The sequence below is a fragment of the Bacillus sp. FJAT-25509 genome, assembly GCF_001420605.1.
Taxonomy (GTDB): Bacteria; Bacillota; Bacilli; order Bacillales; family Bacillaceae_G; genus Gottfriedia.
Genome location: NZ_LJIZ01000021.1, coordinates 130,195 through 154,977, shown reverse-complemented (window position 1 = coordinate 154,977; position 24,783 = coordinate 130,195). Strand labels below are relative to the sequence as shown.

Genomic DNA, 24,783 nt, shown 5'->3' with positions numbered 1-24,783 from the left:
CTAAATGGAAGGATAAACCAAATTTTAAAAATTAAAGGCAAGGTTTACCGAGTAAAGTTTTTAATCATTTAAGAAAGATTAAAAAAACTCACTTAAATAAAGTCAAAATAAAAAACCAAATGCAAATGCATTTGGTTTTTTACTTATGCTAATTTATTTTCTTTTTTCTTTAAATCTAATTCTGTTCCATCTTCTAATACAAGCTTAGGAGCTGCACCAGTTTTTACAGTTTCTGCTGAGATAATACATTTTTGAATATCCTCACGTGAAGGTAATTCAAACATAATATCTAACATAATCCCTTCAATGATCGAACGTAGTCCACGAGCTCCAGTTTTACGCTCAATTGCTTTTTTAGCAATTTCAGTTAATGCGTTATCCTCAAACTCAAGATCAACTTGGTCAAGCTCTAGTAATTTTTGATATTGCTTAATTAAAGCATTTTTTGGTTTAGTTAAAATTTCAACTAATGATGCTTCATCAAGTTGCTCTAAATTAGCTAAAACTGGTAAACGACCAATGAACTCTGGAATTAAACCAAAGCGTAATAGGTCTTCTGGTAATACGTGGTTTAAAATTTCTTTTGAGCTTAAATCGCTCTTTTCAGAATCACCACTGAAACCAATTACCTTTTTACCTAAACGGCGTTTGATAATTTGTTCGATGCCATCAAATGCTCCACCACAAATAAATAAAATATTTGTCGTATCAATTTGAATGAATTCTTGATGAGGATGCTTACGACCACCTTGAGGAGGTACGCTTGCAACAGTTCCTTCAAGAATTTTTAAAAGCGCTTGCTGAACACCTTCACCAGACACATCACGTGTAATTGAAGGGTTTTCAGACTTACGTGCAACTTTATCAATTTCATCGATATAAATAATACCTTTTTCAGCGCGTTCTACATCATAATCAGCTGCTTGGATTAATTTTAAAAGAATGTTTTCAACATCTTCCCCAACATACCCAGCTTCTGTTAATGAAGTTGCATCCGCAATCGCAAATGGTACATTTAAAATTCGTGCTAAAGTTTGAGCTAATAATGTTTTACCACTACCAGTTGGCCCAATCATTGCAATATTACTTTTTGATAACTCAACCTCATCAATTTTGCTATTTGAATTAATACGTTTGTAATGATTATAAACAGCAACAGATAAAGCTTTTTTCGCATTATCCTGACCGATAACGTATTCATCAAGAATTTCGCAAATTTCTTTCGGTTTCGGAACGTCTTTAAACTCTACTTCCTCTTCTTTTGCTAGCTCTTCTTGAACAATTTCAGTACAAAGCTCAATACACTCGTCACAAATATATACACCAGGTCCTGCAACTAATTTTCTTACCTGAGACTGTGACTTCCCACAGAACGAACATTTTAGCTGTCCTTTTTCTTCGTTAAATTTGAACATATGTTCACTCCCTCTAAAAATTTCTAAAAACACTCAATATGTATGTAATCCCAAAAATATGTATCTTGTAGCTATATGATAGCATACAAAACAAACAAAGCAATTAAATACTACTCTAAAATTGTTTAAATTTTTAGAATATATATATTCTAATCTAAAGCTGATAATCCTTCTTTTGAAGAATTATTTTTAGTATAGCCACAATAATTTTTTAAAATCTGTATAACAGATTCTAACATATGTATATGTGTATTTTAAAGGAAACAGTTCTCTTTACCAAATATTTCATTATTTAAAAACAAGGCACGAAAAATCTCGCGCCTTGTTTAAGTCAATATTTGTTTATTTAACGCTTATTTTTTTCTGCTATCAACTAATAACTCAACAGCTTTACGGATTTGAATATCATCACGTACAGCGTCAGTTCCACCAAGCATAGTTACTAATTGCTCAGAAGGAATGTTATACATTGCAGATAAACGAGCTAATTCTTCGTTCATTTCTTCTTCAGTTGCATCGATTTTTTCAGCTTCAATGATTGCATCGATTGTTAAGTCGATTCTTACACGAGCTTCAGCATCTTGACGCATTTGAGCACGAAGATCTTCTTCTTTAGTACCTGTGAATTGGTAGTAAAGTTCTAAGTTTAATCCTTGTTGTGCAATACGTTGTTCAAAGTCTTTAACCATACGGTCAACTTGGCTTTCGAACATTACGTCTGGGATTTCGATTTCAGCATTTTCAGCTGCTTTTTGAACTAAAGCATCACGTAAGCTACCTTCAGCTTGAGATTTTTTAGATTCAACTAAATCATTTTTGATTTTAGCTTTAAGATCTTCTAAAGTTTCTACTTCGTCATTTACGTCTTTAGCAAACTCGTCGTTTAACTCAGGAAGTTCTTTCGCTTTAATTTCATGAACAGTTACTTTGAAAGTAGCAGCTTTTCCTGCTAATTCAGCACTGTGGTATTCTTCTGGGAATGTTACATTAACATCAGTTTCTACACCAGATTTAGTACCGATTAAAGCTTCTTCAAATCCAGGAATGAAAGAACCTGAACCGATTTCTAGTGGATAGTTTTCACCTTTTCCACCTTCGAAAGCTACGCCATCAACGAAACCTTCGAAATCAATTACAGCTGTATTTCCGTTTTCAACAGTACCATCTTCTTTAACTACTAACTCAGCTTGACGCTCTTGTAATGTAGTTAATTCAGCTTGTACGTCTTCGTCAGTTACAGTTGCATCCATTTCTTCAACTTCTAAGCCTTTGTATTCGCCTAATTTTACTTCAGGTTTTACAGTAACTTTTGCTTTGAAGATTAAAGTTTTACCTTTTTCCATTTGCTCAACGTCAACTTCTGGACGGTCAACTGGCTCAATACCAACCTCTTCAACAGCTTTGCCGTAAGCTTCTGGTAAAATTACATCTAAAGCATCATTATAAAGTGCTTCAATACCAAATTTTTGTTCGAAAATTGGGCGAGGTAATTTACCTTTACGGAATCCCGGTACATTGATAGTTTTTACAACTTTTTTGAAAGCTGCATCTAAACCTTTATCTACTTCAGAAGCTTCAACTTCTACAGTTAATAGACCAACGTTAGCTTCTAATTTTTCCCATTTAGCAGTCATTGTTAGTTCCCTCCAAAATTATCTAAAAAAATATATGTGTTTACGTATTTTCGTACTATACATGCCTGTCCATATTTAATAAAGAAAATGCATGTATAATTAAGTAAATAGTCGTTACAACCATTCTATTATAACACATTCCTTTTTTGTTTCAATATTTCCTATTTTTATAAGGAGAAAATATTAGGATTTTTTAATTTAGGAAGTAAATCATTTTTATTTTTATATTACTTTTATAGTAGGCCGCGACCTAATCCTTCTAGTCTTCCTTTATAGTACTTATTTTCCATTCCTTTTTTAACTTAAAAAACATAGAAGACCGAATGGACCATCTATGTTTTTCCAACTATGTTATTTTATGTTAAAGTATCCTTCATCTTCAAAGCGTTTTACTAAAGCAATTGCACTTTTTACAGGAAAATATTCTACATTAAATAAGTCTTTTAGTTCCTCTTCATCTACGCTACGATCAAAAAATTGTTGAACGATGCAATAGAAACAAGCTGCCCATGTATTGATATCCGCTGGTATTGGGATAAAAGGGAAGTAAATTGTAATAAAGTGCTGGAAGTGTGTTTTTGCGATTTCGAAAGCAGAAGGGTCTTCACTTTCTAATACGTCACTTAATTTTTTTAATATAGCATCTACAAATGTTTTATGTTCATCGACTGAAACTGATGTATTCCAAACCATTCTTTGGTTTACTTTGTTAAGTTCAAAATCTTTATCGATTGATTGTTCTTGTAAAATAAACAAAATAAAACTTTGAATTAACGGATTTGCTCTGGGGCTTTTTAATATTTCGCTAATTTGGTCGATAACAAGGTTACAATCCAATCCCCTTAATTCATTAATTAATTCGAGCTGTTTATCAATGGGCTCAGAGTTTTCAACTATCATATGTAAATTAAGAACTTCACCCTTAATGCCTTCACGATCTGAAATTACTTTCTTTGATAATGAGAGCATCGCCTGAAACTTATCCATTTGATTTTCATCAATCCGTTTTTGAGTGAGTAGTCTTTTTATATTTTTTTGTAATTCTTCATATTCTTTTAATTGGAATAAAATGCTTATGTATACTTCAATTGCTTCATCACTCTCAAATGGCCCGAAAACTAAATCCTCACATCTCTCCTTAGCTTCCCTAGCCTGATTCCCTTCTAAAAGACACGCGACTGCAGCAAGTTCTGTTTGTGAATTATGCTCATTCATTTCTTTTAATTGATTACATAACATTAAAGCTTTACTATAATTTTTTTCTTCTAATGCTTTTTTACCTAAATTTATGATCCGATCCTTCAGTTTAGGAAAAAAGACAATATTGTCTTCCATGTTACTCTCCCCTAACATTTGTTATTTCCTGCACAAACTAGTTATGAAAAAGTGTATCATGAATTAAAATTATTTAAAATATTAAAGATACGCATATGGATGAATCAGTTTTTAAGTTACCATTTATTCCAACTACTGTATTTAGCTATTTTTTAGTATCCTAATGGTTTATTGCCAAATCTTTTCCATAACTTTGGAAACTTAGCTTTTAATTCGTCTTTCGACTTCCAATCGATCGTTAATTGTTGTTCAGGATAATCATAGCCTTTGCTTTCAATTAGTGAATTGAACTCATTCCACAATTGATCATCCCAATCATCATCGCCTTTACGCTTGATTGTATATGCTTGTAAAGCTAGATCTAACATATCTTCTAATTCTGGCGTAAGTCCCTCTTCTTCATAAATAGGAAAGATGTATTCAGCTAAATAATCCGGGTCATTTAACGTTTTCTTGTAAACTTGTTCTCCTTGACCGATTAACCACGCTCTAAAATTTGCAAATGAATCCTCAGAACAGCCATCCATGATGATCCATGCAGCTCCTAAAAGATTTGTGGTATACGCTTTCGAAAAAAAAGTTTCAAATTGAATTTCAAAACTAGCTATCTCTTCCTCTGATTGTTTAGCTAAATGATTTATTACCCATTTATATGGTTCTTCAACAATATGCATTTTGGATATTAAACTCCAAAATTCTTTTTCGTTCATTTATATCACTCCACTCTTTTTTTATACTAGAATAACATATCTAGTATAAATTTTATGATGATCTAAGATTTCTAATAATTGAAAGGAATCCTTACTAATTTATATAGTAAACGTAATTCATCATTTTATTTCTAAGGTTCTTAAATTAAAAGTAGTTAAAACACAAAAAAAGACACTTATTTTACATTTCGTAAAACAAGTGTCTTTTGGACGTCCTGAGAGGGATTCGAACCCCCGACCGACGGCTTAGAAGGCCGTTGCTCTATCCTGCTGAGCTACCAGGACATATGGAGCGGGTGATGGGAATCGAACCCACGACCGAAGCTTGGAAGGCTTCTATTTTACCATTAAACTACACCCGCATATGTTTTGTTTTTTTATTTCTTTGCGACATCACCCTGTCGACAATATTTATTATAGTCACTATGCAAATTAAAGTCAACACTATTTTAAAACTTTTTTTCCAAAATAAAGGAAAAAATTTATAAGTTATATAATTACCTTAGTTTATTAGGGTTTTTCGGCTTTTAGTACTTAGAAATTTTTTGTTTTTAGATAAGGTTAGTAGCATGTTAAGCTACTAACCTCCCTTTATTCATTATAATTCAAATGAAGTAGTTATAAGCTCCGTTCCATCTGTATTATAAAAAGTAACATTAGCTTTCTTACCAATTGTTTCAAGAATAGCATAAGTCTTTTCTTTACGCATTCTCGGTAATAAAATGCTGCCAGGGTTTATAAAAAGCACACCATCAATTACCTCGGCTCCTAATACATGTGAGTGACCGAAACAAGCAATTGTTGCTCCAACCTCTTTACAACGATAATACAGCTTTTGTAATGACTGTTTTATTCCATGTAAATGACCATGTGTTGCATAGATTGTATATTCATTCCCACGGTGAATAAATTCTTCAGGGAATTCTCCTCTGAAATCACAATTTCCTCTTACAACATTATAATCCTTTAGTTCCTTAGCATTTACTTCTAATTCCGAATCTCCACAGTGTATCATTAAATCTACACTGTCACGATATCGGTCGGCGATTTCTTGTAATGGTTTCGTCAATCCATGGCTATCACTTGCAATTAGTACTTTCATTAATTTGATCCTCTAAATAACAAGTCTTTATCTTCTTTATTTATAACATTCATTAATGATTTAATTGCATTTGCACGATGACTTAAGCCACCTTTTTCATCTGTTGTTAATTCAGCCATGGTTTTATCTAATTCTGGCAAAAAGAATATTGGATCGTAGCCAAATCCGTTTGTTCCTCTTTTTTCATTGGCAATATACCCTTCAACTGTACCATAAACAGTGATTGTTTTTTTACCAGGAACTGCTAAAGCTAAAGCACAATAAAATCGCGCAGTTCTTTTGCCAGGAAAAACGCCTTCTAATTCATTTAATACTTTTTGTAAATTATCTTCGTCACTTTTATGTAATCCAGCATATCGAGCAGAATAAACGCCTGGTCTACCATCAAGTGCATCCACTATTAATCCAGAGTCATCTGCAATTACAGGCGTATTTAGCTCTCTTGCTAAATACTCAGCTTTTAAAATCGCATTTTCTTCAAATGTAGTTCCTGTTTCTTCAACTTCTTGAATTTCAGGAAAGTCTTTTAAAGATTTAATTTGAAATCCCATCGGGTTAAAAAGCGCTTCAAAATCCTTCACTTTGCCTTGATTATTAGTCGCAATAATGATTGTTTCCATCCTGAAAGTCTCTCCTCGAAATAATTATTGAAATTTAATACCTTCTTGTAATAACACTTCTTTTTGTTTTTCAATTAGAGATTTAATTCCTAATTCACCTAAAGATAATAATTCATTTAATTCTTCTCTTGAAAATGTTGCTTCTTCACCAGTCCCTTGAAGTTCAACAAACTGCCCTTTTCCAGTCATAATAATATTCATATCAACACTTGCAGCCGAATCTTCTACATAATATAAATCTAGTACTGGTCCAAGCTCATCTAAAATACCAACTGAAGTTGCTGCTAAATAATCTTTTACCGGATACGATTTTAATTTATCCATTTTAATTAATTTATCAAAAGCTAGCATCATAGCAACAAATGCACCAGTAATTGAAGTAGTTCTTGTTCCTCCATCTGCTTGAATTACATCACAGTCGATCCAAATTGTCTTTTCACCAAGTGCCTCTAAATCAACAACTGCTCTTAAAGCTCTTCCAATTAATCGTTGAATTTCCATTGTTCGACCAGTTACTTTCCCTTTAGATGATTCACGAATTGTACGCTCTTGAGTAGCCCTAGGTAACATAGAATATTCTGCTGAAATCCAACCTTTTCCGCTATTTCTCAAAAATGGTGGTACACGGTCTTCAACTGTTGCATTACAAATTACCTTCGTATCACCAATACTTATAAGTACAGAACCTTCTGCATGTTTTGTATAGTGAGTAATAATCTCTATTGGTCTAAGTTCATTATTTAATCTTCCATCTGTTCTTGTCATGTTCGTTCCTCCTACAAAATCTTCCAAATACTAGTATAGACAAAAATATGATTTCATTTCTACTTATTAAGTGTAATTTAAAGATAAAATTAAAAACCTTGTACAAAAATCATCATAATTTTTGTACAAGGTTGATATTTTAACATTTTTTAAAAGGCAATTATGATTTTTTCCTAACTACCAGCTTACAACTTTTTCGTATTTACATCCTTAGGCCTAGAAACAGGTTGGCTTAAAGGCTTACCTTGTTGGTCTAGCGCAGTTAATTTACCATTGATTTGAATTTCAATAGACTTAACTCCTTTTTGCTCTGTTAAAGAAAGAACAAGTGGCTGTAATACATCATTATTGATCATATTTTTTGCTATATTGCCATAGATACCATCGTTAAAATTAAGTACTAACTTACCGCCTTTGAAAACAGGTTGACTAACAAGTTTCGTATCAGTTCCAAAATCGGAAACTAAATTTGAATATTCGGATGGACCTTTTACAAGTTCATTTACGATTGCTGAATATGCATCCGTTTCAGCATTAGAAATCCTTGCCGTTACAGGTACATAATAAGTGTCTCCCATTTCCCCTTGAGAAACATAATATAGCGTAACTGGTCTTGAGTTCATAATATCTACAATGTCACCCTTATCAAAGTTAATTCCATCATCTCTTGTTAACCCATCACCAATCTGAGCCTTATTTACTGGCATTGATGCAAGCTCTTTTCCGTTTACTCGAATTTTCACCTTTGTCACATTATCAAATTGAGTTAAAGTCCAAGTAACAGCTTGAAACACTTTTAATTCATCTTCAGCACGGTATTGCTTAAATTCTGGTGAAAAATCAGCAATAATCGTACCATCCTTTTGAGTTTGAACACCTAAAACTTCTGTATTCGGAGGTAAAACTGCTTGGAAACCATTTGGTAATTCATCTGTAACAGGACCATCTTTTACTAAGTACTCTAACGCTTGTTTAGCCAAGCTAGTAGACTTAGGTAATTGGAAAGTTTGCGGTACAACATACCCGTTACGGTCAATTAAATATAATTCCCTTTTTACCGTTTCTTCCTTCTTTGCTACTTCTTTTGAAGGTTGATCACTTTTATAAACTACAGTTTTAGGTGGATCAATGTCAGTTGAAGATTTTGTTGGAAGTAAACTACATCCACTCATTGTTGCGATTCCACATACCGCTGCTGTTACTAACAATCTTTTTTTCATCACCATACTCCCCCCACGCTTTTTTATTATTTATACGAGCATGTACATTTTTTAGAACAAGCTAAATAGAAAAAAATAAATAATTTAAATCTAGCTCTAAATTTACTGGAAATATTCACCTAAAAGACCTATCGTTCATATGATAAAAAGACTAAATGAATACCCATCCGAAGAACAGCTCGGTCAAGCAAGGAGGGTTAGCACAGTTGAAGGATAGAGACTATCAAACAAAGCACACACTCACAAAGCGTGAAAAAGAAGTATTTGAGCTTCTTGTTCAAGATAAGACTACAAGAGAAATTGCTGAAGAACTTTTTATAAGTGAAAAAACTGTGAGAAATCATATTTCAAATGCAATGCAGAAGCTTGGGGTTAAGGGGCGATCACAAGCAGTTATTGAGCTTCTTCGTATGGGAGAGCTTGAACTGTAGTTATTTTGTAGAAACACTTCTACAAACCAACATACTGCCGGCATTCTAATCGACATGCCGGTTTTGGTATTTACATTGAAACTTAAGTTTTATTTTTCTCTATTTTCTAGCTTGTAAGAATCTGTTTATCTGAAATGAAATTTTCACTTTATATCCTACTTATAGTAGATAAAAAAGCCTATCCGTATATTAGGATAGAAACTCTGCTATAGGGGGATTTTATTTTAACTCTTTTTACCTATCTAAAATAAAAAATCGTTTCCATTTAGAAAACGATCTTCTTATTTTAAATACTATAAAATTTCTTAGTATTTTCATATAAAGTTTTATATGCAACTAATAAATCTATGTCTTTTAACTCAGCTATCTTTGCAACCGATTGATGCATAAATTTAGGATGTGTCCACTCATTCTCAAAAGGCCCTTCAAATGGCCAAGGACCATCAGTTTCTACCATCATTAATTCTAAAGGATACTTTTTTACTAAATCTTGAATCTCATTTTCATATAATACATCTGGTGTAATTGAGATAAAATACTCATTTTTTATCATCCGTTTAATTGAATGATCGTCTCCTTTAAACCAATGAAAATGAGCTTTTTGAATAAAATATTTTTCTAATAGATTACATACGGTTTCGGCGTCCTCATACACTGCATGTAATATGATCGGTTTATTTAACTCTCTTGCAAGTGAGATAAATTTTTCTAGTAACCTAATATAAGGTACGTAATTAATCTTTTCTACCAAATTCTTATAATATGGTAATCCAACTTCTCCGATTGCGACCATTTCATCCTGATGGAACTTAATCCATTCAATTAATTTATCAACCTCTTCATCAGATGGAATTTGTTGTTCAGGATGAAATCCGAATGCTGGATATACACTATTATTTTGTTTTTTTAACTCTAAATTTTTCTTACTAGATTTTAAATTCATCGAAACCGAAATGATCGCCTCGATTTCGTGTCTTTCTATATTAGTTAATATTTCTTCTCTTTGACTAGTATCATAAGAATCTAAATGAATATGAGCATCTATCATTTTCATCGTACTACTCCTTCTCTAAAGCCAAATAGATTTTTCTTTTATATTCCATAAATTCGTCACTTAATAATAATTCTTTTTTGCGTGGTCTTGGAAATGGCACAATGATTTCTTCTTTGATTTTGGCAGGTTTGTCAGAAAATATATATATTCGATCAGACATTAACAACGCTTCATCAATATTATGTGTAACCAATAAAATTGATCGTCGTTGCTCTTCCCAAATTGATAAAAGCCATTGTTGCATTTCAAGTCTAGTGAATTCATCTAAAGCTGAAAAAGGCTCATCCATACACATAAACGACTGCGGTGCTAGTAATGATCTTAAAAATGAAACTCGTTGCTTCATCCCACCAGATAATTCATGAGGGTAAGCATTCTCATAGTTTTCTAAACCAGTTCTTTTAAGCCAGTCTCTTGCCAACTTTTCATCAGGTTTATGTTTTAATTCCTGTGACAAAACAATATTTTTTAATACTGTTCTCCAAGGTAGTAATGAATGATCCTGGGGCATAAAACTAATATGACCAAGTTCTCCATTTATTATCGACCCATTTAACCTTACTTCTCCAGAATCAGGTTTTAGTAAACCACCTATAAGATGAAACAACGTACTTTTCCCACTACCAGATGGACCTAAAATTGATACAAATTCACCCTCGTTTACATAAAGGGAGATATTATCTAACACTTGATGCCCGCTATAACTCTTTGATAATTGTTCTACTTGTAATGTCATTTCCGTTTCTCCCCTTTAACTTTCCATTTAACAGTAAAACGTTCAATTACGACTATTAGGAAGAAGAAAAGCATACTTAAAAACATAATGATAAAAATTGAAACAAATACTCGATCAGTTCTAAATGAAGATGAAGCTAAAGTCATATATACCCCAATTCCAGATTTTGCTCCTAGCCATTCAGATATGACTGCCCCCATAACACTATAAGTTGCTGAAATCTTTAAGCCGGAAAAAATGGAAGGTAGAGAAAAAGGTAACTCAACTTTCCAAAAAATTTGTGATTTAGATGCTCCTGCCATTTTCATATAATTTATTAGTTCACTTGGTGTTTGTCTGAAACCATCCAACGCTGAAACTGTAACAGGGAAAAAACAAACAAGAGAAATTATAATTAATTTAGGTAATACACCAAATCCAAACCAAATAATTAAAAGCGGTGCCAAAACGATAATTGGTACATTTTGCGAAAGAATTAATAACGGGTAAAAAGCTTCCCTAACACCAGGTATTAAATGCAATAGAAATGCTATTAAAAATCCTAATAAACTACCAATTAACAGACCAATAATCGTTAATTGAATTGTAGAAGAAATGTGAGGAAGTAGTGAATCAGATGATTTCATTCCTTCTTTAAAGATTGAGATCGGCCCTGGCAATAACCAAGATTCGATTTTCCAAATTTTAATACTTAGCTGCCAACAGATTAAAAAAAGCAGGATGACAACGATTGGTTGCCATCCTTTTATATTTTTAGATTTCATTAACGGTACTTCTCCGTTAATACATCCATAGTGATACCTTGTGGTTGGTAAAGTATTTTCATTTGAGTTATAACATTATGGCAACCTATTTCAATCATTCTTTCATTCATTTTTTGAACAACATTTAACAATTGATTCAAGTCACCTTCCATAGTTGTTTCTAAAGGCTGAACTTGATATTTTACACCTGATTCATCAATAATTTTAATCGCTTCATCAACTGCTGGAATAACATCCTCAATATTATTTGTTTTCGGTATAATTTGGACACTCATTAAAGTAGTTTGCATATTAACTCCTCCTTATTTCGCTGGTAAGAAATCATTCGTAAATGCTTCTTTTGGCTTAAAGTTTCCTTCTAATAATTTATTTTCAGCTAAGAAATCTGCATAGTTTTTCCAAACTGATAATTTTTGCTCACCCCAACGATTTGCATCATCTTTATATTTAGATGCTAACCATTCTTGGCTTTTTTCAACTAATTTTTTATCTAAATCCGGATTATCCTTTATTAAAATTGATGCAGCTTCTTTTGGATGATCAATCGCAAAATTATATCCTTTTGACGCTGCAGCAACAAACGCTTTTACAATTTTAGGATTTTTACTAATCATTTTTTCATTCGTAGCTAAAACTGGAGTATAGTAATCTAGCTTTTTACTATAATCTGTTAAATAAATCATGTTTAATTTTTCTCCACGAAGCTCAGCTTCAATTCCTGTCCATCCTTGATAAATCCACGCAAAATCGATATCTCTTTTTACTGCAGTAAAGAAATCAGCATCGCCCATATTAACGATATTTAACTTATTAACATTCGCATTTTCTTCTGACATAAGTGATTTTAAAATAGCCTTTTCAACCGGTGAACCCCATCCACCATAAGTTTTTCCAACGAAATCTTTTGGAGACTTAATTTCTTTTTTCACTGGTGATGCAAACCCAGAAGTATTATGTTGAATAATTGCTGCAATTGAAACAATCGGTACATTTTGAACTCTTGCTTGTGTAATTGACTCTTGATAAGAAACCCCAAAATCTGCTTTACCAGATGCCACCAATTGGTCTGCTCCTGTTTCTCCCGGGTTGATTATATCTACATCAAGTCCTTGTTCCTTAAAGTAACCTTTATCCTTAGCAACAAATAGCCCAGTATGATTTGTATTCGGGGTCCAGTCTAGTACGACAGTCACCTTTTTTAATTGCTTTGTCTTTTTAGTAGTGGTAGTTTTGTTTTGACCACATCCAGTTAACATTAAACAAATAGCCACTAAAAATACTACTAATTTTTTCATTATCTATATCTCCTTTTTGTTCTTTGTTTATACAAAAAGAAAACGCCCGGATATTAACCCGGACGTGAATGCGCTGTAAAAAACATATCTAAAAAGAGATACTGTTCCCTACGCTGGCATCACCCAGATCAGGTTCTAAGAGTCAACATCTTAAGGACGCTATCTCAGCCAGCAACACCGGCTCCTCCACATTTTTCTCATATATAAACTTTTCCTCATTAATATAACAGATAATGGTTGAATTTACGAATTATTTTTAACTTGCGTTTAATTGTTTTAATACTCAGTTAATAGGCGTAATAAAACTATGAAATTATAACATTTTTAAAAAGAGAATGATAAACAAAAATATCATTTCTTATAGTAAAATCTTATATGAATAAAGAATATACTACATCAACAATATTTAAGTAAAATGAGGGGATTTTTTGAATAAACCAATCGGAGTCATTGACTCAGGTGTTGGGGGCTTAACAGTTGCCAAACAAATTATAAGACAATTACCTAAAGAGGACATTTTATACTTAGGCGATACAGCAAGATGTCCATACGGATCACGACCATATACGGAAATTAGGGAATTCACTTGGGAAATGACTAATTTTCTACTGGAAAAAGATATAAAAATGTTAGTCATCGCCTGTAATACTGCAACTTCAGTCGTCTTAAATGAAATGCGGGAAAAACTTCATATCCCGGTCATTGGTGTTGTTCGCCCAGGTGCCAGAGCAGCAATAAAATTAACACAAAATGACCAAATCGGTGTCATCGGAACGAATGCTACTATTAATAGTAAAGCTTATCATTCTGCATTAAAGAGGATTAATGACAAAGTTTTAATTGAAGGTTTGGCATGTCCAGAGTTTGCTGGGATTGTTGAAAATGGGGACTACAATAAACCTGAAATATTTGATATTGTTAAGCACACTCTTGCACCGCTTATTGATTCAAATATTGATACCCTAATACTAGGGTGTACTCATTACCCACTACTCGGTCCAATTATTCAAAAAGTGATGGGACCATCGATCCAACTTATTAGCTCTGGCGATGAAACAGCTTTAGAGGTAAGTGCAATACTAGATCAACAAAATATCTTATCTAACTCCGAAATCACTTCACATGAATTTTTTACAACTGGGGATCCAACCATTTTTAGTAAAATAGCGTCATCTTTATTCCAAGAACCGATGGAAAACGTAAAATATATAAAACTATAGACCATTCTAAATGAAAAAACCAACAAAGTAATCCTTTGTTGGTTTTTGTGTTTTTTAATTGCGTGCGCTCTTCAATGTTATATTATTCCTTTGTATTAATGGAAAAATAATCTTTTAGCATGGCATTGTTCTTTACAATATCATCCAATGTATATTGATCTAAAACTTGTAAAAATTGATCCAACGCTTTATTAAATATATGTTTTAAAGAGCAAACTGGTGTGATTACACAAGTATTGCCGTGCTCAAAACATTCTACAATATTAAAGTCTTCTTCAGTTTTACGAATTATTTCACCAATATTTATTTCTGTAGGCAATTTAGCTAAACGGATTCCACCGTTTCTACCACGTATCGTTTCGATATAGCCCATCTTTCCTAAATTATAAATTATTTTCATTAAATGGTTTTTAGAAATACCATAAGCTTCAGCGATGTCTTTAATATTAACTAATTTTTCACGTGGCTCAGAGCTTAGAAATATTAGTACACGAAGAGAGTAATCCGAATAAGTTGTTAAACGCATAACTTGTCCTCACTGTTTTATTTAAATTTAATCATAGCATAATTGTGAACATTTTTTAAACTTTTATGTATTTTTGCGAAAAAAATCACAAAAGAAGTATTTTACATATTGCTTTAAATAATTTCTAGGTCTAAGATAAAGATGTATTTACAATACTACTTTGAAACGTGATTAGGGGGATTTTTCATGCTATCTCAAAAAACAATTGATATTATTAAGTCAACAGTTCCGGTCTTAGAAGTAAAGGGTACAGAGATCACTAAAGTATTCTATAAAAATTTATTTACTAATCATCCTGAATTATTAAATGTATTCAATCATACAAATCAACAAAAAGGTAGACAACAAACGGCTCTTGCAAATACTGTTTTAGCTGCAGCACAAAACATTGATAAACTAGCAACAATTATTCCGGTTGTAAAACAAATTGCGCAAAAGCACCGCAGTCTTCAAGTTAAAGCAGAACACTATCCAATCGTAGGGCAACATCTACTAGGGGCAATTAAAGAAGTACTTGGTGATGCTGCAACTGATGAAATACTAGGTGCTTGGGCTGAAGCATATGGAATTATTGCTCAAGTATTTATCGATATCGAAAAAGAAATGTATGAAGCAGCTTCATCTCAAGAAGGCGGATGGTCTGAATTTAAAGAATTTAAAGTCATCGAAAAAGTTGAAGAAAGCGATGTAATAACATCATTCTACTTAGTTCCTAAAGATGGTTCTTCAGTGCCTACTTTCTTACCAGGTCAATATATTACTGTTCGTTCACAAATTCCTGGTGAAGAATATCTATCTAACAGACAATATAGTTTATCTGAGGCACCAGGTAAAAATCACTTTAGAATTTCAGTAAAAAGAGAAGCTGAAGAAAACCAACCTCTAGGTAAATTCTCAAACTATCTACACAATCAAGTAAATGTTGGTGATACGTTAGAAATTACTGCCCCAGCAGGTGAATTTACTTTAAATACTGAAATTGATTCAGATGTTGTTTTCTTAAGTGGTGGTGTTGGAATTACACCATTGATCAGTATGGCTAAGTCAATTGCAAGTAATCAACCACAACGTCGAGTTAACTTCATTAGTGCTTCAAGAAACGGTAAATTACAAGCATTTGAAAATGAATTAAACCAATTAAAAGAGCAATTAACAAATTACAATTTATCATTTGTTTATGAGAATCCTTCTGAGGAAGATCTTCAAAACAATAACTTTAAAAAGCAAGGCTATATTGATGCAGAATGGTTAAATAACAATATTAAATCAGACAATGCAGATTATTACGTATGTGGACCAGTACCGTTTTTAAAATCAATTATTACTAGTTTAAAAGAATTAGGTATTAAAGATACACAAATTCATTATGAATTCTTCGGACCAGCAATGAATTTAGATACTGAACCTAAAAGTCCTGTACAACAAGGTTAATATTTAGAAAGGATGCTCAATGAGCATCCTTTTTTTACGCTGTTGAAAAACAACTTTGTTACTTAAATTACCAAATTTTCGTAAAAGGAGTAGAATGATGTTGATTTCCACTACAGGATGCTCGCTTTCCATGGGGCGAGACCTGAGCCTCCTCGTCACGTTCGTTCCTGTGGGGTCTCAGCCTTCCCGCATTTCCCATAGGAGTCGAGCAACCCTCCGTTCCAATCAACTTATTCATCAAAAAAAGTCTCCATTAAAATTTATTCAAATAGCATTTACTTAGAGTATCCTATCAGTTGTTTATTAATCAGTTTGTAGGTCAATTAATATCGAACATTATTTAATAAACTAATCAATTGAAATTGTTCTTCTAAAAATAAGCTCATAATATTTTTAACTTCAAAAACCATTACTAGTGTTATTTGAATCATAAAATTGCTCAACCATATTAAAATTTAAAACTATTAATAGATAGATCATCCAAAAAATGAATTTTAACATCAATAATGTTCTAATTAATATTTTTTCCCTATAGACCTTTTTATATTTCAACAAGCTGAGAAAGAATGCTCAATTTAGTGCTTCTTTTTATTTCCGTTCTAATAATACAGCCACTCTTTTTAAAACTGTCGGTATTGTAAAGCTACCAAAAATTGCGATTAGGTCACTTGAGTAGTATTTTTTTAGAGAGCCATATACTAAGCCGCTTATCATAAGATCGTACAAAACGAATCGACCAAATTCACGTTTAGTTATGACCATAAAGATGATAGATGTATTTCTTGTTGTAAGAATAAGCCCACCTTCTTCTAGAAAAATTAATCATTCTAATAAGTGAAAATCACTAATTTATTTTTTATCTAACATCCAATAATATTTTTCAATTTCTTCTTTTACTTTTATCATTCCAATTTTCTCTAAAACTCTAATAGAGGCGTGATTATAAATGGAACAAATTGCAGTTATTCTTGTAACATGCTTTTGCTTCATTCCCCACTCACAAAAAGCCCTACCCATTTCAGTTGCATATCCTTTACCTTGATAACTAGGTGCGATACTATAACCTATTTCCATAATTCCAGTTTCATCAGGACCACCTTTAAATCCCATGTCCCCAATAATTACTCGATCTTTTTTATGAATAATTATTCCTTCATATTTTTCCTCAGTAGGGTGAGTTTGAAAACGAGAGATTTTATAAGGGAAAAGATTTTTATATACAAGAATTGGCCATCCATTAGCGAATGTATAAAATTGATTTTCAAATTCTAACTCTTTATTTCCACTTAAAACAGAAACCATGGCATCTGCTGTAAAAGTCATTAATAATAAGTTTTTAGTTTCAGTGATTAGCATTAACTGACTCCTGTATACTAAATTTTTTCGATTTTTTGACTACTACTTCCCTTAAAAAATATTCTAGAAATTACTAAACCAATCAAGCCAAGCAGTATAAATAAACCAGCTCTAACCATCAATGTAATATTTGGTAAATCTATTAATACAAGTTTTCCTAGTGTCAGTAATAATAAACCTATCCCAGTATATGTCCAAACTTTAAACTTCTTAATGTTACCAAGTATCATAGCTAAAATCGAAAGCAAGATCCAACTTATATTAATTAATAATCGAATCATATTGTCAGACTGATCTACCGCAATTATTTGAACAATTTGTGTTATAAAAGCAATCAATATAACCGTAATTAATAAAGAACTGCTTAATAAGATAAATTGCTTTTCATCTTCATTTTTATAAGACAAAATTCCAATCGTAACTAGCGCTACAATTAGCACAAACCAATTCAACGTTTCAAAAGACCAAAAAGAATCTATTCCAACTGATAAAATGGATATGCCTACAGGAATGAATGTAAGAGCCGCTATAATTAATTTCAGCAGATCTCGATATTTTAAATAAAATAAATAAGATGATACTGCTTGAATTATTAATACTGTACATAGTAAGTTTTCTGAAACACTATCCAAACAAAGGAATGAAATGGCCAATATAAAATTAGTCGAAAATCCAAAGAAAAAATCCGATTTCTTTTTATAATAAAAAGTCAGGAATAAGTATCCTACACATAAAAAGATTAAAATCATTGTTCTATTCAGATCTTCAAATGCACTAAAGATCCAACCGATTGTTAAAATAAAACTAGTGTGAAGAATTAATACTTGCTTTTTAATAGCAAACTTAGATTTAATCAATATAGCTAGCAAACTAATATGCTGAACGAGAATACTTAGTGCGAAATATTCAATTCCATTCGTATTAAAATTAACTAAAGCAACTATTAAATAAGATAAATGCAATAATATTGCAGACGAAAGATAGATGAATTTGTATTTCTTAAATGTTGCATAAAACATAAAGCATAAATAAATCACTGTTTCATAGATAGAGAAAAATAAATAGTTTGGCGAATCACTTTTAACTAGGAATGGTACAAAAACGGCTCCTATTATACTTATTAATCCAATTACTTCTGACTTGTATCTATTCATAGAATAAAAACCAATACATACCCAAATAATTAAAAGGACAAATGCAATCGTTGATCCAACCATGAGATATAAATGATGCATAGCAAACGTAGTTAAAAATAATACTGGCAACACGCCACCAATTAATGATTGGCCAAGTGCTGATCGCTTAGCTTTCATTTGACGATTTCCGTACCAGAATAAAGCAATGGCGATAATAAATCCAATTCCTACTTTTGCATACTTGTTTAATACCCCATAATCTGATGCCGCTTTAAATCCCCACATTACTCCAAGTATGAAAATAAATATAAAAAATCTAGGTAACCACTTTTGGAAAATAAGTGCTTCATAATCAACCTTTTCATTTTCGACTGTTACTTTAACCTGTCTACTAACTGTTATTTGTGGTTTAGGATTATTTACTTTAGTTTGGCTTATATGTTTAGTCTCGTTTGAAGTTCCCTTCGTAATTAAGAGAAATTCAATTTGTTTCTTCATTTCTCTAACTTCTTCTTCAAGCTTTTCTACCTTTTTTTGAAGATCTTGATTCTGATTATCCAACTGCATCACCTCTTAACATAACTATGTATTTTATTAAGACTAAATAACAAAAAAGACATCCTTCATATAAGTTCGATATTATTGAGTATTATCCTATTAAATTTTTTTTTGAAGTATGTTTTTGCAAATTTCGTCATATTTCCCAGAAAATAAAAACAATCGTTTTTAATTATATCGGTCAAATAAAAAAATCCTCTATTATAAAAATAGAGGATTTTTAAAATTAAAATAGAACTTTTTCTAATTTTTGTTGTTTGACCATTTCTAAGAAGCTCTCGAATGGTTGAGTACCGATATCACCTTCGCCACGTTTACGAATAGCTACAGTTTTATTTTCAACCTCTTGATCACCAACTACTAACATATAAGGTAATTTTTGAAGTTGTGCTTCACGGATTTTATATCCAATTTTTTCGCCACGTAAATCAGCTTCAACACGGATTCCTGCAGCTTTTAATTGATCAGCAAGTTTTTGTGCATATTCATTGTGAACACTTGAAATTGGTAATACTGCAACTTGAACTGGTGCTAACCATAATGGGAATGCTCCAGCAAAATGTTCAGTTAAGATTCCTAAGAAACGGTCAATTGAACCATAAATTGCACGATGGATAACAACTGGACGTTCTTTTTGGTTATCTTCATTAACATAAGTTAAATCAAATTTCTCAGGCATTTGGAAATCTAATTGAATTGTAGCACATTGCCAACTACGTTTTAATGCATCTTGAATATGGAAATCGATTTTTGGACCATAGAATGCGCCATCGCCTGGGTTTAATTTAAAGTCTAAGTTCTCAGATTTTAGAACATTTTCTAACGCCTGTTCTGCTGAGTTCCATAACTCTTCTGAACCCATTGAATCTTCTGGACGAGTTGATAATTCTACTTTGTAAGTGAATCCGAATACGCCGTAAATTTCTTTAATTAAGTTAATTACTTCAATAATTTCGCCTTCAATTTGGTCCGGACGACAGAAGATATGTGCATCATCTTGAGTAAAAGTACGAACACGCATCATACCATTTAAGGCACCAGAGTATTCATGACGGTGAACTTGACCATTTTCACACATACGAACCGGTAGATCACGATATGAATGTAATTTATTTTTATAAACTAACATATGACCTGGGCAGTTCATCGGTTTTAATGCGAATTTTGTTTCATCAACTTCAGTAAAGTACATGTTTTCATGGTAGTGATGCCAGTGACCTGATTGCTCCCATAATCTTTGATTCATAATGAATGGTGTACGAACTTCTTTATAATCTTTTGAAGTTTGTAATCCGCGCTCATAATGTTCTAATTCATTACGGATAATAGTACCTTTTGGTAAGAAGAATGGCATACCAGGTGCTTCTTCAGAGAACATGAATAACTCAAGCTCTTTACCTAATTTACGGTGATCACGTTTTTTAGCTTCTTCTAATAAGTATAAATGCTCTTCTAATTCCTTCTTACTTGGGAAAGCAGTACCATAAACACGTTGAAGCATTTTATTATTCGCATCGCCTCTCCAATATGCACCAGCAACAGATAATAATTTAATCGCTTTTACACGGCCAGTTGTAGGAACATGTGGTCCACGGCAAAGGTCTACGAATTCACCTTGAGTATACATTGAAATAACTGCATCTTCTGGTAAATCACGAATTAATTCTAGTTTAAACTCATCTTCTAATTCAGTGAAGAATTTAATTGCCTCTTCACGACTAACCTCTGAACGAGTAATCGGTAAGTTTTCTTTAATAATTTTTTCCATTTCTTTTTCAATTTTCGGTAGGTCTTCTACTTTAATTGAAACTGGAAGATCAATATCATAATAGAATCCGTCTGCAGTTACTGGTCCAACTCCAAATGCAGCTTTTTCGCCTTTATATAGACGTTTTACCGCTTGAGCTAAAATATGTGCTGAACTATGACGCATCATTTCTAAGCCGTCTTGATCGTCTTGAGTAATTATTTGAACTTCGCAATCTTCAGTAATAGGTGTATTTAAATCCACTAACTTTCCATTAATTTTTCCACCAAGCGCTTTTTTCTTTAAGCTAATGGAGATTGAACCCGCGAAATCTTCAACTGTTGTATTTTGTTCCACCTCGCGAATTGATCCATCTGGTAATTTAATTGAAATCATTTAAGTTCACTCCTTTTTCATATTAATTTTGACAATAAAAAAAGAGCACACTCGTAGGGACGAATGTGCTCGTGGTTCCACCCTAATTTAATGTACACATAAATAAGTATACAAAATCTCAACGTTTTAACGGTCTACACCGATAGTAGTTACTTGTAAATAAATTACGTTCCCCACTATAGCTACAAGGTGGTAAGTCATTCAACGTATAGAGAATTCTCGCACCAAATGAATTCCTCTCTTACTATCGTCTTGAACGCTCGTGTCCTTGATCTTTGCTTTTCCTTATTCGTATAAAAGTATTATATAGAATGTCATTGAATTCTTCAAGTACTCTTAAGATAAATTTAATTGTTTGATCATTCTATTCAATCTTCAATCAGTATGTGACAATTTTACTTGTTTTAAACATTAACTACTGTATTCATTGTTTCATTTAATAATTTTTCTTTCCATTCACTTTTCCATTGTTCACTTCGTCCTGTATGACGATTTATATTTACTAATGAATTTCGACCAGTAAAGCAAATTTCATTTTGAGGATTAATTCCCATATAGTGTAAATCAATCGATGAATTTCCTACTTTAGCAATTTTTACGTACACATCAAGTATTTCATTAAAAAATACTTGTCTTAGGTAATCACATTGTAAATCAGCGACAACTGGAATAAATTCACTATGATTTGCCGTCCATTCTTGCATAAGTCCTAAATATTTTAAATACTCAATACGTGCCTCTTCAAAATAAACGAATGGAACTGTATTATTCATATGTCCAAACATATCGGTTTCACTAAATCGAACTTTAATTGTAATCTTAAATGAAAACTCAGATTGCCATTCCTGTAAATTAGATACATAATTCATTTTCCCCATCGAATTTGCCCCCTTACTTTCTTTATTATATCATTAATTCCATTAAAGAATGAGTATTCATTCAGTTTTCAAGGAGGCAGGATGAAGGAAAAATAATGGATTATAAAATAGTAAAAGGTACCATTTAGAGAAATGTCTAATATCTTCTCTACTAGCCTTTTCTATCTTCTGCTCTCCCTTTCTTTACCCTAACCTAGTAGATTCAATAATTTTGATGAATATAATTTCCATGTTTGAATGTGATTCTTTTGAAATGATTGTTTCGCATCCAAGCATCAACACGTTTTTCAAAAAGCTCTCCCCCATAAATTGGGTACCTTTCTGATATAGGATTTTTTTCATTATATATTTTATTTTTAAAATCATTTGTCCTGATTAAGTAACATTGATCTGAAAATCCATAACCAATATAAAAATTTTCATCTTCATCTATTGATTCTTGTTTTGCCTCAAAAATATTTCCATTCCATACTGGATTTGCTACTTTGATTCTTTCATCTACTTGAAGTTTTAATAGTGATAAATCAATCCAATTAAAAGGCTTTTCTAAAATAGAATCGCTTGAAAAATGAAGTAAATACTCTGTGTTGCAAAGATAAATACTAACAAGCTCCGAGATAGAATAGTAATAACCGCCTTTGAAACTCTCCTTAGTAACATCAAAATAATTAAGGGCTTCTTTTGAAAAATCATCAACTATTACATATGAGGATAAAACATTTCTTGCGATAAGTTTGTCTGCATGACGACTGACTTCCCTTACATCTTGTACGTTATTAATATATAAAATTTTTTCTTTAAATTGAAATTGATTATATTCAATCATTTTTTCTAAACGATCTGTCTTTAAGAGAATTTCCCAATCTTTTTCATAGCATTTCGTTTCAAATGTCACTTCAGACTGTTGCATTCCAATCAACCTCCGTTCGAAAGCAGTGAGTGGGGTAAGACACTTCACTTTGCTGCCTTTACTATTGATATGATTTGAAATGCGAGTTTATTAGAAGATATTTATTTTAATGCAAATAGAAAAAGCATGTCCTAAGGAATATGATTTTCACGCTGTTGAAATATAGTCTTGTCAAATAATAACCAAATTTTTGTAAAAGGAGTAGAGTGTGGTTGATTTCCATTACAGGATGCTCGCTTTCCATGGGGCGAGACCTGAACCTCCTCGTTCCTGCGGGGTCTCAGCCTTCCCGCATTTCCCATAGGAGTCGAGCACCCCTCCATTCCAATCAACTTATTCATCAAAAAAAGTGGTGCGATAAAAGCTATCTTAATACCTTTACTTAGCGTAAAATAACAGTTTATTAATCAGGTTGTAAGTCAATTAAAATCTGAACATCAACATACAAACTAATTAATTAAAAATTATTTATCTAAATTTCCACTTGAAATTTTTACCTTCTGAAAAAACATTTACTATAATTTGTTTATTTAAATTGTTGAAACACATTAATTAAAATCATTAATAAATCGTCAAAATATGAATTTTAACATCAATAAAGTTCCACTTAATTTGTTCTCTCTAATACCTTTGTCAAATTGAAAAATGGTGCACTCACATGTTTCCATGTAGCTAAAGTAAAAGTGCTTTCCAATAGTTAATACATCTCACTTATTTTTATATACCATATCATTTAGTATTAAAAAAAGCATGTCCCTAAGGAACATGCTTTTATAATTATTAAATTTCGTCGCTTCCAAAGAAGTCTTTGAAAGATTGGATTGTAGTTGCGCGGTTTAATGCTGCAATTGAAGTTGTTAAAGGAATACCTTTTGGACAAGATTGTACACAGTTTTGTGAGTTACCACAGTTTGATAGTCCACCGTCTCCCATAATTGCATGTAGACGTTCTTCCTTATTCATTTCTCCAGTTGGATGAGCATTAAATAAACGCACTTGTGAAAGTGGTGCTGGCCCAATAAAGTTAGATTTACTATTAACGTTTGGACAAGCTTCTAAACATACACCACAAGTCATACATTTTGATAATTCATAAGCCCATTGACGTTTTCTTTCAGGCATTCTTGGTCCAGGACCTAAGTCATGCGTTCCATCAATTGGAATCCATGCTTTAACGCGTTTTAAAGAATCGAACATACGGCTACGATCAACTTGTAAGTCACGTACTACAGGGAATGTGCTCATTGGCTCAAGACGGATTGGTTGTTCCAATTTGTCGATAAGCGCTGAACATGATTGTCTTGGTTTACCATTGATAACCATAGAACATGCTCCACAAACTTCCTCAAGACAGTTCATGTCCCAAGAAATTGCAGTCGTTTCTTTTCCATTTGAATTAACTGGATTTTTACGAATTTCCATTAACGCCGAGATTACGTTCATATTCGGACGATAAGGGACAGTAAATGTTTCTTCATATGGCGCAGTATTAGGTGAATCTTGACGTTTAACGATTACAGTAATTGTCTTTTCAGCAGTCATTG

General features: G+C 32.3%; 23 protein-coding genes, 2 tRNA genes and 1 riboswitch. Of the genes, 3 read left to right on the top strand and 22 right to left on the bottom strand.

The window, feature by feature from the left end; translation table 11 throughout:
* Nucleotides 1-143 precede the first annotated feature (143 nt).
* The 10 genes from clpX to AN960_RS13805 form a co-directional block, all read right to left on the bottom strand.
* On the bottom strand, nucleotides 144-1,415 hold the full coding sequence (clpX, locus tag AN960_RS13850) for an ATP-dependent protease ATP-binding subunit ClpX (protein WP_056472482.1): 1,272 nt from the start codon (nucleotides 1,413-1,415) through the stop codon (nucleotides 144-146).
* Nucleotides 1,416-1,768: 353 nt separating this feature from the next.
* Entirely contained in the window at nucleotides 1,769-3,049 is a 1,281-nt protein-coding gene (gene tig / locus AN960_RS13845; protein WP_056472479.1) for a trigger factor, read from the bottom strand.
* A 351-nt stretch (nucleotides 3,050-3,400) separates the two neighbouring features.
* Complete coding sequence (locus tag AN960_RS13840) at nucleotides 3,401-4,384, bottom strand: hypothetical protein (RefSeq protein ID WP_056472477.1); 984 nt, start codon at nucleotides 4,382-4,384, stop codon at nucleotides 3,401-3,403.
* A gap of 152 nt (nucleotides 4,385-4,536) precedes the next feature.
* A complete protein-coding gene (locus AN960_RS13835; RefSeq protein WP_056472474.1) occupies nucleotides 4,537-5,094 on the bottom strand; it encodes a DUF4240 domain-containing protein in 558 nt (185 codons plus the stop codon).
* A 211-nt stretch (nucleotides 5,095-5,305) separates the two neighbouring features.
* Nucleotides 5,306-5,379, bottom strand: a tRNA-Arg gene (locus AN960_RS13830).
* Nucleotides 5,380-5,382: 3 nt separating this feature from the next.
* Nucleotides 5,383-5,456 (bottom strand) — tRNA-Gly (locus tag AN960_RS13825).
* A gap of 236 nt (nucleotides 5,457-5,692) precedes the next feature.
* Nucleotides 5,693-6,196 (bottom strand): YfcE family phosphodiesterase, encoded by a 504-nt coding sequence (locus AN960_RS13820; protein ID WP_056472472.1) that lies wholly within the window; start codon nucleotides 6,194-6,196, stop codon nucleotides 5,693-5,695.
* Entirely contained in the window at nucleotides 6,196-6,816 is a 621-nt protein-coding gene (locus AN960_RS13815; RefSeq protein WP_056472469.1) for an XTP/dITP diphosphatase, read from the bottom strand. The genes AN960_RS13820 and AN960_RS13815 overlap by 1 nt, the downstream gene beginning before the upstream one ends.
* Nucleotides 6,817-6,840: 24 nt before the next feature.
* On the bottom strand, nucleotides 6,841-7,581 hold the full coding sequence (gene rph / locus AN960_RS13810; RefSeq protein WP_056472467.1) for a ribonuclease PH: 741 nt from the start codon (nucleotides 7,579-7,581) through the stop codon (nucleotides 6,841-6,843).
* Nucleotides 7,582-7,766: 185 nt separating this feature from the next.
* Complete coding sequence (locus AN960_RS13805; protein WP_056472464.1) at nucleotides 7,767-8,801, bottom strand: GerMN domain-containing protein; 1,035 nt, start codon at nucleotides 8,799-8,801, stop codon at nucleotides 7,767-7,769.
* Between the two features lie 206 nt (nucleotides 8,802-9,007).
* Between AN960_RS13805 and AN960_RS13800 the strand changes: the two genes are divergently transcribed.
* On the top strand, nucleotides 9,008-9,232 hold the full coding sequence (locus tag AN960_RS13800) for a helix-turn-helix domain-containing protein (RefSeq protein ID WP_056472461.1): 225 nt from the start codon (nucleotides 9,008-9,010) through the stop codon (nucleotides 9,230-9,232).
* 286 nt (nucleotides 9,233-9,518) lie between these two features.
* Here the strand turns inward: AN960_RS13800 and AN960_RS13795 are convergent, their stop codons facing one another.
* From AN960_RS13795 to AN960_RS13775, 5 genes are read right to left on the bottom strand one after another with little or no spacing between them, the layout of a single operon-like run.
* Nucleotides 9,519-10,286 (bottom strand): TatD family hydrolase, encoded by a 768-nt coding sequence (locus AN960_RS13795; protein ID WP_056472459.1) that lies wholly within the window; start codon nucleotides 10,284-10,286, stop codon nucleotides 9,519-9,521.
* Between the two features lie 4 nt (nucleotides 10,287-10,290).
* Nucleotides 10,291-11,022, bottom strand: coding sequence for an ABC transporter ATP-binding protein (locus AN960_RS13790; RefSeq protein ID WP_056472457.1), 732 nt, complete (start codon nucleotides 11,020-11,022; stop codon nucleotides 10,291-10,293).
* The gene (locus tag AN960_RS13785; protein ID WP_056472454.1) at nucleotides 11,019-11,786 is read right to left on the bottom strand and encodes an ABC transporter permease; all 768 of its coding nucleotides are present in this window, start codon (nucleotides 11,784-11,786) and stop codon (nucleotides 11,019-11,021) included. The genes AN960_RS13790 and AN960_RS13785 overlap by 4 nt, the downstream gene beginning before the upstream one ends.
* The gene (locus AN960_RS13780) at nucleotides 11,786-12,076 is read right to left on the bottom strand and encodes a thiamine-binding protein (protein ID WP_056472450.1); all 291 of its coding nucleotides are present in this window, start codon (nucleotides 12,074-12,076) and stop codon (nucleotides 11,786-11,788) included. The genes AN960_RS13785 and AN960_RS13780 overlap by 1 nt, the downstream gene beginning before the upstream one ends.
* A 12-nt stretch (nucleotides 12,077-12,088) precedes the next feature.
* A complete protein-coding gene (locus AN960_RS13775) occupies nucleotides 12,089-13,081 on the bottom strand; it encodes an ABC transporter substrate-binding protein (protein WP_056472447.1) in 993 nt (330 codons plus the stop codon).
* An 88-nt stretch (nucleotides 13,082-13,169) separates the two neighbouring features.
* Nucleotides 13,170-13,279: riboswitch (TPP riboswitch) on the bottom strand.
* Nucleotides 13,280-13,509: 230 nt separating this feature from the next.
* On the opposite strand from AN960_RS13775, the gene racE reads away from it, so the two are divergent.
* Nucleotides 13,510-14,301 (top strand): glutamate racemase, encoded by a 792-nt coding sequence (gene racE / locus AN960_RS13770; protein ID WP_056472443.1) that lies wholly within the window; start codon nucleotides 13,510-13,512, stop codon nucleotides 14,299-14,301.
* A gap of 82 nt (nucleotides 14,302-14,383) precedes the next feature.
* Here the strand turns inward: racE and AN960_RS13765 are convergent, their stop codons facing one another.
* Nucleotides 14,384-14,827 carry an RrF2 family transcriptional regulator gene (locus tag AN960_RS13765; RefSeq protein WP_056472442.1) on the bottom strand — a complete coding sequence of 148 codons (444 nt, stop codon included), beginning with the start codon at nucleotides 14,825-14,827 and terminating at the stop codon, nucleotides 14,384-14,386.
* Nucleotides 14,828-15,013: 186 nt separating this feature from the next.
* On the opposite strand from AN960_RS13765, the gene hmpA reads away from it, so the two are divergent.
* Nucleotides 15,014-16,258 carry an NO-inducible flavohemoprotein gene (gene hmpA / locus AN960_RS13760; protein ID WP_056472439.1) on the top strand — a complete coding sequence of 415 codons (1,245 nt, stop codon included), beginning with the start codon at nucleotides 15,014-15,016 and terminating at the stop codon, nucleotides 16,256-16,258.
* 849 nt (nucleotides 16,259-17,107) lie between these two features.
* Here hmpA and AN960_RS13755 read toward each other — a convergent pair.
* The 6 genes from AN960_RS13755 to sdhB all read right to left on the bottom strand — a co-directional run bounded on the left by AN960_RS13755 (nucleotide 17,108) and on the right by sdhB (nucleotide 24,781).
* Nucleotides 17,108-17,614 (bottom strand): GNAT family N-acetyltransferase, encoded by a 507-nt coding sequence (locus AN960_RS13755; RefSeq protein WP_056472436.1) that lies wholly within the window; start codon nucleotides 17,612-17,614, stop codon nucleotides 17,108-17,110.
* A 17-nt stretch (nucleotides 17,615-17,631) separates the two neighbouring features.
* Nucleotides 17,632-19,311: a DUF2339 domain-containing protein gene (locus AN960_RS13750; protein ID WP_056472434.1), complete on the bottom strand. Its 1,680-nt coding sequence runs from the start codon at nucleotides 19,309-19,311 to the stop codon at nucleotides 17,632-17,634.
* Nucleotides 19,312-19,534: 223 nt separating this feature from the next.
* Nucleotides 19,535-21,451: a threonine--tRNA ligase gene (gene thrS, locus AN960_RS13745; protein WP_056472431.1), complete on the bottom strand. Its 1,917-nt coding sequence runs from the start codon at nucleotides 21,449-21,451 to the stop codon at nucleotides 19,535-19,537.
* A 404-nt stretch (nucleotides 21,452-21,855) separates the two neighbouring features.
* Complete coding sequence (locus AN960_RS13740; protein ID WP_056472426.1) at nucleotides 21,856-22,329, bottom strand: acyl-CoA thioesterase; 474 nt, start codon at nucleotides 22,327-22,329, stop codon at nucleotides 21,856-21,858.
* Between the two features lie 202 nt (nucleotides 22,330-22,531).
* On the bottom strand, nucleotides 22,532-23,239 hold the full coding sequence (locus AN960_RS13735) for a hypothetical protein (protein ID WP_056472423.1): 708 nt from the start codon (nucleotides 23,237-23,239) through the stop codon (nucleotides 22,532-22,534).
* A 780-nt stretch (nucleotides 23,240-24,019) separates the two neighbouring features.
* Nucleotides 24,020-24,781, bottom strand: a complete 762-nt coding sequence (gene sdhB / locus AN960_RS13730; protein WP_056473098.1) for a succinate dehydrogenase iron-sulfur subunit — start codon at nucleotides 24,779-24,781, stop codon at nucleotides 24,020-24,022.
* Nucleotides 24,782-24,783 lie beyond the last annotated feature (2 nt).

Bases quoted from the DNA above. Each gene is read 5' to 3' on its own strand.
- AN960_RS13815 (WP_056472469.1), bottom strand. From the start codon at position 6,816: ATGGAAACAATCATTATTGCGACTAATAATCAAGGCAAAGTGAAGGAT.
- AN960_RS13785 (WP_056472454.1), bottom strand. From the start codon at position 11,786: ATGAAATCTAAAAATATAAAAGGATGGCAACCAATCGTTGTCATCCTG.
- AN960_RS13840 (WP_056472477.1), bottom strand. From the start codon at position 4,384: ATGGAAGACAATATTGTCTTTTTTCCTAAACTGAAGGATCGGATCATA.
- rph (WP_056472467.1), bottom strand. From the start codon at position 7,581: ATGACAAGAACAGATGGAAGATTAAATAATGAACTTAGACCAATAGAG.
- AN960_RS13755 (WP_056472436.1), bottom strand. From the start codon at position 17,614: ATGCTAATCACTGAAACTAAAAACTTATTATTAATGACTTTTACAGCA.
- AN960_RS13805 (WP_056472464.1), bottom strand. From the start codon at position 8,801: ATGAAAAAAAGATTGTTAGTAACAGCAGCGGTATGTGGAATCGCAACA.
- AN960_RS13735 (WP_056472423.1), bottom strand. From the start codon at position 23,239: ATGCAACAGTCTGAAGTGACATTTGAAACGAAATGCTATGAAAAAGAT.
- AN960_RS13820 (WP_056472472.1), bottom strand. From the start codon at position 6,196: ATGAAAGTACTAATTGCAAGTGATAGCCATGGATTGACGAAACCATTA.
- hmpA (WP_056472439.1), top strand. From the start codon at position 15,014: ATGCTATCTCAAAAAACAATTGATATTATTAAGTCAACAGTTCCGGTC.
- AN960_RS13775 (WP_056472447.1), bottom strand. From the start codon at position 13,081: ATGAAAAAATTAGTAGTATTTTTAGTGGCTATTTGTTTAATGTTAACT.
- tig (WP_056472479.1), bottom strand. From the start codon at position 3,049: ATGACTGCTAAATGGGAAAAATTAGAAGCTAACGTTGGTCTATTAACT.
- thrS (WP_056472431.1), bottom strand. From the start codon at position 21,451: ATGATTTCAATTAAATTACCAGATGGATCAATTCGCGAGGTGGAACAA.
- AN960_RS13835 (WP_056472474.1), bottom strand. From the start codon at position 5,094: ATGAACGAAAAAGAATTTTGGAGTTTAATATCCAAAATGCATATTGTT.
- AN960_RS13740 (WP_056472426.1), bottom strand. From the start codon at position 22,329: ATGGGGAAAATGAATTATGTATCTAATTTACAGGAATGGCAATCTGAG.
- sdhB (WP_056473098.1), bottom strand. From the start codon at position 24,781: ATGACTGCTGAAAAGACAATTACTGTAATCGTTAAACGTCAAGATTCA.
- AN960_RS13790 (WP_056472457.1), bottom strand. From the start codon at position 11,022: ATGACATTACAAGTAGAACAATTATCAAAGAGTTATAGCGGGCATCAA.
- AN960_RS13765 (WP_056472442.1), bottom strand. From the start codon at position 14,827: ATGCGTTTAACAACTTATTCGGATTACTCTCTTCGTGTACTAATATTT.
- AN960_RS13795 (WP_056472459.1), bottom strand. From the start codon at position 10,286: ATGAAAATGATAGATGCTCATATTCATTTAGATTCTTATGATACTAGT.
- clpX (WP_056472482.1), bottom strand. From the start codon at position 1,415: ATGTTCAAATTTAACGAAGAAAAAGGACAGCTAAAATGTTCGTTCTGT.
- AN960_RS13780 (WP_056472450.1), bottom strand. From the start codon at position 12,076: ATGCAAACTACTTTAATGAGTGTCCAAATTATACCGAAAACAAATAAT.